This window comes from Flavivirga spongiicola (assembly GCF_030540825.1).
Taxonomy (GTDB): domain Bacteria; phylum Bacteroidota; class Bacteroidia; order Flavobacteriales; family Flavobacteriaceae; genus Flavivirga; species Flavivirga spongiicola.
On the sequence record NZ_JAUOEO010000001.1, the window covers coordinates 4,412,350 to 4,422,865 of the forward strand.

At 32.2% G+C, this 10,516-nt stretch carries 6 protein-coding genes; 1 reads left to right on the forward strand and 5 read right to left on the reverse strand.

The window, feature by feature from the left end; genetic code table 11:
* Window positions 1-208: 208 nt before the first annotated feature.
* From hutI to hutH, 3 genes are read right to left on the reverse strand one after another with little or no spacing between them, the layout of a single operon-like run.
* Window positions 209-1,450, reverse strand: coding sequence for an imidazolonepropionase (hutI, locus tag Q4Q47_RS17690; RefSeq protein ID WP_303307968.1), 1,242 nt, complete (start codon window positions 1,448-1,450; stop codon window positions 209-211).
* On the reverse strand, window positions 1,450-3,447 hold the full coding sequence (locus Q4Q47_RS17695; protein WP_303307969.1) for a urocanate hydratase: 1,998 nt from the start codon (window positions 3,445-3,447) through the stop codon (window positions 1,450-1,452). Before Q4Q47_RS17695 ends, hutI begins: the two co-directional genes overlap by 1 nt.
* An 8-nt stretch (window positions 3,448-3,455) precedes the next feature.
* Entirely contained in the window at window positions 3,456-4,949 is a 1,494-nt protein-coding gene (hutH, locus tag Q4Q47_RS17700) for a histidine ammonia-lyase (protein ID WP_303307970.1), read from the reverse strand.
* 79 nt (window positions 4,950-5,028) lie between these two features.
* Here hutH and Q4Q47_RS17705 point away from each other — a divergent pair, with 79 nt between their 5' ends.
* Complete coding sequence (locus Q4Q47_RS17705; RefSeq protein ID WP_303307971.1) at window positions 5,029-5,922, forward strand: LysR family transcriptional regulator; 894 nt, start codon at window positions 5,029-5,031, stop codon at window positions 5,920-5,922.
* A gap of 191 nt (window positions 5,923-6,113) precedes the next feature.
* Here Q4Q47_RS17705 and Q4Q47_RS17710 read toward each other — a convergent pair whose 3' ends face one another.
* A complete protein-coding gene (locus Q4Q47_RS17710; protein WP_303307972.1) occupies window positions 6,114-8,945 on the reverse strand; it encodes a M16 family metallopeptidase in 2,832 nt (943 codons plus the stop codon).
* Window positions 8,946-9,514: 569 nt separating this feature from the next.
* Window positions 9,515-10,513: a PorP/SprF family type IX secretion system membrane protein gene (locus tag Q4Q47_RS17715; RefSeq protein WP_303307973.1), complete on the reverse strand. Its 999-nt coding sequence runs from the start codon at window positions 10,511-10,513 to the stop codon at window positions 9,515-9,517.
* Window positions 10,514-10,516: the final 3 nt, after the last annotated feature.

Consider the following 10,516-nt stretch of genomic DNA (forward strand, 5'->3'; position numbering starts at 1 on the left):
CTTCGCTTTGCTCTGACACTATTCATTAACAAAAGGCATCGGAATGTCATTCAGAAGGAGGAACTACTGAAGAATCTAAACTCTATTTATTTACCTATTAAGTATAAAGCATAATAGTTATCCTTTAATTTTTATTTGCGGCTAATGATTATGAGATTCTTTGCTTTGCTCTGAATGACATCTGAAAACAACAACTTAGTCATGGCTTCTATATACAAATTTCTTTGCCTTTTAGATACACTTTTTCTATTTGATTCGTTCCGAACGAATACGGAATAAATCCGTAAGAATTAATTTGTTTAGTAAGGATTAAATTTGCCTGTTTCCCTTTAGTTATTGAGCCCACTTTATCATCCAGCCCCATCGCATAAGCGCCATTTATTGTAGCAGCATTAATAGCTTCTTCTGGTGTCATTTTCATTTTTATACAGGCCGTTGATATCACAAAATTCATATTTCCAGATGGTGTAGAACCTGGGTTATAATCCGTTGCCAATGCTAAGGGTAATCCAGCGTTAATCATCTTACGGGCTGGAGCATATGGTATGCTTAAAAAATAAGAGCAGCTTGGTAAAGCTACAGGCATTGTTTTTGTGTTTTTTAAAGCTTCTATATCTTCATCACGCATGACTTCTAAATGATCTACAGACAAAGCATGATGCTTTACGCCAGCTTGAACGCCTCCAATAGCCGTAAATTGATTCACATGAATTTTTGGTATCAAGCCATATTTTTTACCAGCTTCAAGCATTAATTCTGTGTCTTCTACAGAAAAGTAACCTGTTTCACAAAAAATATCGATGTATTCTGCTAAGTTTTCTTCCGCTATTTTTGGAAGTGCTTCATCTATTAATAGTTTTAAATAGCCTTCCTTATTTTCTTTATATTCTAAAGGGAGGGCATGTGCACCTAAAAAAGTCGTTTTAACGGCTATAGGGTAGTTCTCTTTTAAACGTTTAATAACACGCAACATTTTTAATTCAGCAGCTACCGTTAAACCATAACCCGATTTAATTTCAAGGGCTCCTGTCCCTAGTTGAATAACATCTTCTAAACGCTCTTTGCTTTGCTGATATAATACTTCTTCTGAAGTTTCTTGTAATTTTTTAGCTGAATTTAAAATGCCTCCACCGTTAGCAGCAATAGCTTCATAAGACAGGCCTTTTATTCGATCTACAAATTCACCTTCACGATTTCCAGCATAGACAATATGTGTATGAGAATCACACCAAGACGGCAAAATCATCCTTCCGGTGGCATCAATGACTTCTGAAAAACCTGTTTTTGGACAATCATTCATACTTCCAAAATCAGAAATCAATCCATTATTAACCATTAAAAAAGCATTTTTTATGGTTGGTAATTCACTCATTGCTTTTCCTGAAACATATGAAATTGGTTCTGTACGAACTTGAATGAGTTCTTTAATATTTTTGAATAAAGTAGTCATTAAAATAAATTGTTAAGTATGTTGTCTTCTACTAAATTAGGAATCGTTACTTTTAAATTAGGTGTTCTTTCCATTTCTCGTTTTATTGCAAAGATAGCCTCATTATTTCGAGCCCAGCTTCTACGAGCAATGCCATTGTTTACATCATAGAATAACATACTTTTTAAGCGAGCTTCAGCTTCTGGTGTGCCATCTAATAGCATACCAAAACCGCCATTCATCACTTCTCCCCAGCCAACACCACCACCATTATGGATAGATACCCATGTGGCACCTCTAAAACTATCACCAATAACATTATGAATAGCCATATCTGCAGTAAATTTACTGCCATCATAGATATTAGATGTTTCTCTAAAAGGCGAATCCGTTCCGCTTACATCATGATGATCTCTTCCTAAAACTACAGATCCTATTTTACCTGCTGCAATCGCATTATTAAATGCTTCAGCGATCTTAGAACGTCCTTCTGCATCTGCATATAATATGCGAGCTTGGGATCCTACGACCATTTTATTCTTTTTGGCATTTTTAATCCAGGTAATATTATCTTGCATTTGCAACTGAATTTCTTCCGGTGAGCTTTCCATGATTTCTTGTAAAACGGTTGCAGCAATCTCATCAGTCATATCTAAATCTTCGGATTTTCCAGAAGTACAAACCCAACGGAAAGGACCAAACCCATAATCAAAGCACATAGGTCCTAAAATATCCTGTACATACGATGGATATTTAAAATCAATACCATTTTCTGCCATCACATCTGCTCCTGCTCTAGACGATTCTAATAAAAAGGCATTACCATAATCGAAAAAATAAGTTCCTTTTTTAGTGTGATTATTTATGGATGAAGCGTGTCTACGCAATGTTTCCTGCACTTTTTCTTTAAACACTTTTGGTTCTTCACGAATGAGTCGATTTGATTCTTCATACGAAATATCAACAGGGTAATATCCCCCAGTCCAGGGAATATGCAATGAGGTTTGATCTGATCCGACATGAATAAAAATATTTTCTTCATCAAATCGCTCCCATACTTCAACAACATTTCCTATAAACGCTATAGAAACGACCTCTTCATTGGCTTGTGCTTGTCGAACTCTCATAATGAGGTCATCCATATTATCAATCAATACATCCACCCAACCTTGCTCATAACGCTTGGTAGCTGCTTTTGGATTTACTTCTGCACAAATAGTAATACAGCCAGCTATGTTACCTGCTTTGGGTTGTGCACCGCTCATCCCTCCTAACCCTGCTGTTAAAAATATTTTTCCTTTAGAATCTTCTCCTTTTGGTAAAATTTTACGAAAAGCATTCATAACTGTAATCGTTGTCCCGTGTACAATGCCCTGCGGTCCTATATACATAAATGAACCGGCTGTCATTTGTCCATATTGAGTCACCCCTAATGCATTAAATTTTTCCCAATCATCCGGCTGCGAATAATTAGGTATCATCATACCATTGGTTACAATAACTCTTGGGGCATTTTTAGAAGAAGGAAATAAACCCATGGGATGACCTGAATATATATGCAAGGTTTGTTCATCCGTTATGGTCGCTAAATATTGCATTACTAAAAGGTACTGTGCCCAATTTTGAAATACAGCACCATTTCCCCCATAAGTTATTAATTCCTCAGGGTGTTGCGCAACAGCAGGATTTAGATTATTCTGAATCATGAGCATAATGGCAGCTGCTTGTGAAGATTTAGCAGGATATTCTGAAATTGGTCTTGCATACATTGTATAATCTGGCTTGAATCTATACATATAAATTCTGCCATATGCTTTCAATTCTTCTGCAAATTCAATAGCTAACTCCAAATGCCAATCTTTTGGAAAATAACGCAACGCATTTCTAACGGCCAATTGTTTTTCTTCTATGGATAAAATATCTTTTCGCTTTGGAGCTCTATTTACATCTAATGGATATACTCTTTTAGTTGGTAATACCTTAGGGATTCCCTGTAATATTTGATCTTGAAATGTCATTTCTGTGTTTACTTTAAAATGAAAGCTTGGTTTTTAACTAATTGAATCATACTATTGATATCATCTTTCAGGATTCTATCATCTTCTAATTTTGGAACTTTTTCTCTGATAATTCTGAAGTTTTCTTCCAGAATATCTGAAAAAGTGTTAGGTCTTCTAAATTCTAAAGCTTGCGCAGCATACATAAGCTCTATCGCTAATATTTTATCGACATTTCCTAATATCTGATTGAATTTACGACCTGAAATGCTTCCCATAGACACATGGTCTTCCTGCCCTAAAGATGTTGGAATACTATCTGCCGATGGCGGAAAACATAATGATTTATTTTCTGTAACCAAAGCGGCTGTTGTGTATTGCGGAATCATAAAACCAGAATTTAACCCACCACCGCTAGTTAATAATCGTGGCAACCCAAATTTCCCTTCTAATAATAGATAGCAACGTCTGTCTGAAATGTTTCCTAATTCTGATGCTGCAATAGAGGCATAATCTAATGCCATGGCTAAAGGTTGCCCGTGAAAGTTTCCTCCGGAAATAGCTTCTGTATCGCTTAAGACAATAGGGTTATCTGTAACAGAATTCATTTCTATTTCTGCTAATTCTTTTAAATGATAATAGGCATTTCTAGAAGCTCCATGAACTTGAGGAATACAACGCATTGAGTAAGGATCTTGAACACGTTCACAATCTTCATGAGAGTTTAAATTTTGTGACTTATGAAGTAACATAGACATTCTTTCAGCAACTTTTATAGTGCCTTTAAAAGGGCGTATTCTATGTAATTCCTCTCTAAACGGAGAAGAGCTCCCTTGATAGCCTTCTATACTCATAGCACCAGAAACATCCGCTAAATCTAATAAATAGGCCATTTTATTTAAGCCAATAATAGCATGTGCCAAAATAAATTGCGTACCATTTATTAAACCCAGGCCTTCTTTAGCCTGCAATGTTAAAGGTGTTAATTGATGTTTTTCTAATCCAATTTTTGCTTGCTCAATTTTATTATCAATCCAAAATTCTCCTTCTCCTATTAAAGGTAAAAATAAATGTGATAATGGTGCCAAGTCTCCTGATGCTCCAACAGAACCTTGCTCAGGGACTACGGGCAATAAATTATTGTCAATGAAATATAAAATTCTTTCAATTAATTCTAATCGGACTCCCGAATACCCTTGACATAAAGCATGAACCTTACAAATCATCATAATCTTAGACAACTCTTTGTCTATAGGGTTTCCAACACCAACTGCATGTGTAATCAACAGGTTTTCTTGTAATTTATTGGTCTCTTCTGCGGTGATTTGAACGTCGCATAATGGTCCGAATCCAGTATTAATGCCATACACCGCTTTATGTCCAGCTGCCATAGTCTCAACTTTCTTTCTACAGGCTATCACTTGTTCTTTTGCTTCAACAGTGATAACCCCATTTAATTCGCCTTTAGAAATGGCTAATACCTTATCAACTGTCAAATTATCTATACCGTATTTGAATGTCATTTTATAAAAATTGGTGAATAACAAAGTTATTTCTATTTTTGATAACCAACAATACTATTTAAGTCCCTAAATAATAACTATGAGTTATCAAATAGAGTTAAGACATATAAAATACTTTTTAGCGGTTGCTAAAGATTTACATTTTAGAAAAGCTGCAGAGCGATTATTTATTTCCCAGCCAGGATTAAGTAGACAAATTAAACAGATGGAAGATGATTTGGGGGTTCTTTTATTTGAAAGGCATAATAGAAAGGTCATACTAACTAAAGCTGGTGAATATCTTAAAGAAGAATTAGCATTAAATTTAAAAAGCCTGGAACATACTTTTTATCACGCAAAATTGTTAAATGATGGAAAAAAAGGTGATTTAAAATTTGGCTATGTAGGTTCTGCCATGCAGGAAATAATTCCAAATTTATTAATAGAATTTAAAAAAGAACATCCTAATGTCCTTTTTAATCTAAAGGAAATGGATAATCATAAACAAATAGAAGAGTTACTTTCATACCATATAGATTTAGGCTTTGTGCGTTTAGACCGTGTGCCAAAAGAATTGGAAATTACACCTATTTTAAAAGAAAATTTTTGCCTCGTATTACCGCATAACCATGCTCTGAATAAAGAAAACTTTAAGGGTTTATATCAATTAAAGGAGGAGTCATTTATTTTATTCGATCCAAAATATAGCGCTACCTATTATGAAAAAGTGATGCAAATTTTTGATGATAGTGGTTTTTCTCCTATTGTTTCTCATAATACCATTCATGCAAGCTCCATATATAAACTTGTAGAAAATAGTTTTGGAGTATCTATTGTTCCTAAATCTCTAATAGATATCAATAACAAAAAAGTAAAGTTTATTGAATTATCTAAAATAAAACAAAAAACCACACTTTCAATTGTTTGGAATAAGCACAATAGAAATCCTATTTTGGATAGGGTTTTTGATTTTATTTCGGAATTATCAAGATGAATTTAGTTAAAGAAAATAGAAGAATAAGCTTTTCATAATATTTTTTTAAAGGGTTATTTTATATAAAATAACCCTTTTGCTATCTTCCATTTATTTCTAACTAACTCAAATAATTTACACTAAAACAAAAGTATAAAGAAAGATACCAGCACTTTTAATTATATATATTATTTATTTATAAACAACACCGATTAAACTTTAGGTTTGAATACAATTTCATATGATTTTGCGTCTTTTAAGAATGTTTTTACAAAGTTTTGAATATCTTTTGTTGTAATACTATTAATAATATCTTCAAAATTCTTTGAATCGTTCATATTATACCCCTCACGATAAAAACGTGTTAACAAACTCATATCGTAACTATTATAATCTTTTTGCTGCTTTCTTTCTTTTAAATAATTTGTTAGCGTTTTATCTAAATCTACTTGAATAATATTACCCTGCGCTATTTTATTTATTTCTTCATGCACAATAGCTATTAAAGTTTCTACCTTTTCTGGGTTACAATCAAAATTCACAGAAATAGATGCTTTTTGCAATGGACGTTTAGATAAACCCGCACTGGTGCTAGCTCCATAAGTCCCTCCTTCTTCTTCTCTTAAAGTTTCTGTATACCTTAAATCCAACATATCTCCTAATGTACGAGCTATCAAGGCATTTTTTAAACTATACTCATAATCATTTTTATATGAAATCCTTACAGAACTTTTTGGGTCTTCCATTTTTAGATAAATGTCTTTATCTATTTTTCCACTTAACCATGGTGTGGAATTGTTTTTCCAATTTTCCTTTATATCGTTGGTTGGTATACTCGCTATATACTTTTCTAATAAAGGTTTTAAAGCATCTTTTTGAATATCACCTACAATAAAAAATTCGAAATCTGCTGCATTACTAAACCTGTCATTATAGATAACCTTTATTTTATCAAAAGAAATATCTTTAATAAAATCGTCATTAAACAGACGGCGTTTTGGATTATTATTTCCGTATAACGTAACCGTCATACTATCTTTCATTTTCTCAGCTACATTTTCTTTTCTTCTTATTTTGTAATTTTCTACATTTTGCATGATGACGTTAAATCCATTCTCATCAAAACGGGGCTTTACGAAACGAAGGTATACCATCTGTAACATGGTTTCTGTATCTTTTGTTACAGATGAACCTGAAACGCTTTCTGATAAATTTGAAACACTAACTGAGGCACTCGCAGTTTTACCAGCCAACACTTTTGGCAAATCTGTAGCAGAATAATCTCCTAATCCAGAGTATTGTATAACATTACCTAATAAATTTGCTGAAGGCAAATCTGTATCTTTTAATAACGATGTACCTCCTTTACTTAGTCCCATTAGTTTTACATCGTTTGCATTCTTATTGGCATACTTGTAATGTACTTTAATGCCATTATCCAAAGTAAATGTTGTAGAACCTAAAATTTTATTTTCTTCTTCAGATGTAATAGCACCTTTTTTAATCGTAATACCAGAAATTAATGTTTTTCCTCCAAATTCATCTGTATAAGCTTCTATAGAGGCATCATTTTCCACTTTGCTAATAATATTTAATGCATCTTCTTTAGTCAAATTATTATTACCTTTTACACCAGTAACAGTTAAAAATCTATTTTTATCTGCGTATAACTTTTTAAGTGCTACATTAATTTCATCTGATTTTAATGTGCTAAAAATTCTTTTTACAATCTCAAATTCTTTTTCAATATCTGTAATAGCTACATTAGTTAAATAATTATCCTGTATTAATTGAACGATACGACTATGAGACATATCGTCTTTTTTACTGATCTGGTTTTCGTAATAACTAGTGAAATTTGTAATAATTCGTTCTATCTCAGCTTTAGAAAACCCAAATTTCACAGCTCTATTAACTTCTGTTAAAACTGATTTAAATGCTGCATGCTGTTGATTTGGCTTTGGAGACACAGAAATGTTAAAAGCTTTTGTTGATCTAGAATGATCTGAATAGCCTATGCCTGCACCTAAAAAAGTAGCTTCTGGTTTTCTAGAAAGCTCATTGATTCTTGCGGATAACATACTAGTTATCATATTATTTAATAAAGATTCTTTTAAGCTTGCTACGGTTTCTTCTTTTAAAGGCTTCGGGTGTCTTATTCCAAAACTTATACTAGATGTAGATACCTCTTCGTCCATAGCCATAGAATACAACATAACGTCATTATCCGGAATATTAACAACAAAACGTTCTTTAGGATTATTGACAGCTGGAATCTTTGAAAATAATGCTTTAATTTTTTTTTCAACTTGATTAACATCTATATCCCCTATAATAGCAATAGCTTGTAAATCGGTTCTATACCAATCATGATAAAAGTCACGTAATGCTTTGTATTCAAAATTATCAACGATATCCATTAATCCAATTGGCATACGTTGTGCATACTTTGAATCATTAAACATGGTGCCTATATTTTTCTGAAGGATTCGCATACCGCCATTCTGGCGTGTACGCCATTCTTCTTTAATAACACCTCTTTCTGCATCAATTTCCTCATCTGTAAGTAATAAATAATTTGACCAATCATGTAATACCAATAAGCCTGTATCTATTAGTTCTGGTGTTGTAGGGATATTGTTTATATTGTATACGGTCTCATCAAAAGATGTATAAGCATTAATGTCTTTTCCAAAAACTAGTCCATGTTTTTGCATTGTATTTAAAATACCTTTTCCTTCAAAGTTTTTGGTTCCATTAAACGCCATGTGTTCTAAAAAATGAGCCAAACCTTGTTGATCATCGTTTTCTAAAACAGAACCTACATTTTGGATAATATAATAACTCGCTACATCTTTAGTAATATCTGTACTTTTTAGGTAATAAGTTAAACCATTTGGGAGCACTCCCTTTTTTATACTTTGGTCTATAGGTAGTAGACTGTTTGAATCTACGCTTTTTACCACCTCTTGTGCAAGCAAATTAGTTATGGTGCTTACTATAAATAGTAAAAAAGCAATTGTTTTAACTTGTTGTTTAATCATTAGTATTTGTTTTTGTTTGTATGTAGGTTAAGACGCCAGTATTTTATTTTACCCTATTAATAAAATGTTAAAATTATCTTTTTGTTTGACAAAGTATTCTTTAAATAACAACAAATAAAACTTAGAACGGGTAGTTCTGGAAATAATTACTTATAAAGAATTACAAATAACAAATACATATTTATGTCGTGCACAACATAAATTCAACATGAGTATTGACTTTTAGAGAACGCTGATATTTTTAATTTGATCGCCTCTTTAATACCAAATAAATACTATTGAATCTGGAAAGTTAAAAACGGTGGTTTATAAGTTGAAATAGACTTTCAACCTTTTGGCTAGTTATCTTGAATCATTTTTTTGTTGAGTATCTAATACCAATTTGGGTATAAATTATAAGAGAATAATGTTTAATAGATACTAATATACTTTATCTAATTAAAGCGTGGGTGAAGAAAAACAGCTATAATGCGCATATAACTAAAATGATCACTTTTTTTCAAAAAAGTAATCACATATTTAAAAAATAGAATACATTATTTCTTATTATAAAATAAAAATAAGTTTAATTAATGCACAGGGCTTTGTGTACATGGACAGTTACTAATACCACGTAAAAAGTCTAATCCTATAGTAACCATATGTGTACCAGAGTTGAAACTGGACAGGTTATTAGTTGTAATTTGATAAGCATAACCTAAATAGAAAATAGACTTCTTAAAACCGACCATTGGTCCAATGTTCAAAGGCTTAAAAAATTGATCATTAAGAAAACGATACGATATTCCAGCCCAATAATAATCTTCATTTCTACTAAACTTTCTAAATTTAAAATTTAAATCTGTACTTGATCTTTTATCACTACTAAACAATTGATAATAAACCGACGGTTCAAATTCTAAACCACTTTTTTTAGGGCCTCGAAATGTATATCCAGAGTATATTTGATAATTTAAAAGTAAATTTGGTTCAAATGTTCTAATAGTTTCGTCAATATCTTTACCTAGAATATTATTAGCATTAAAGCTCATAAAAAAACCTTTAAACCTGTACAAGGCACTAACATCAAAGTTATTATTTGAAGTAGATCTATCATCTGTTGGTATAACAGGGAAAGGATCTTGAGAAGAAGGTTCAAATTTATCAACGTCAATTCTAAAACTATTGAGGTTATAAGAAATACCAAATGATAAGTACATCTTAGCATAATAATCTAAGATAAGATGATGTGCAAAAGAAAATTTGGCTCCTTGTTGAATGGTAAGTCCATTACTATCATTGTAAAGAGATACACCTATCCCAGAGCGGTCCGCAATTCTAAAATCAGCATAAATAGATTGGTTCTGAGGTGCATCTTTTATACCAACCCATTGTGTCAATCCATTAGCTCTAGTCTTTAGGTTATCTCCAATTCCGGCATATGCAGGAGAAACTACAAAGTTGTTTTCTGCCAAATACTGCGTAAAAACAGGTAAGTTTAACTCTTGGCTATAGCTGTTAGCTATAACCAAGAGACATACATATATAAATAGTTTTTGCATTTGAATCATTTTAATTTTTAAAATCATAAT

Excerpts from the sequence above, each read along its gene's own strand:
- hutI (WP_303307968.1), bottom strand. The coding sequence starts at position 1,450 with ATGACTACTTTATTCAAAAATATTAAAGAACTCATTCAAGTTCGTACA.
- Q4Q47_RS17695 (WP_303307969.1), bottom strand. The coding sequence starts at position 3,447 with ATGACATTTCAAGATCAAATATTACAGGGAATCCCTAAGGTATTACCA.
- hutH (WP_303307970.1), bottom strand. The coding sequence starts at position 4,949 with ATGACATTCAAATACGGTATAGATAATTTGACAGTTGATAAGGTATTA.
- Q4Q47_RS17705 (WP_303307971.1), top strand. The coding sequence starts at position 5,029 with ATGAGTTATCAAATAGAGTTAAGACATATAAAATACTTTTTAGCGGTT.
- Q4Q47_RS17710 (WP_303307972.1), bottom strand. The coding sequence starts at position 8,945 with ATGATTAAACAACAAGTTAAAACAATTGCTTTTTTACTATTTATAGTA.
- Q4Q47_RS17715 (WP_303307973.1), bottom strand. The coding sequence starts at position 10,513 with ATGATTTTAAAAATTAAAATGATTCAAATGCAAAAACTATTTATATAT.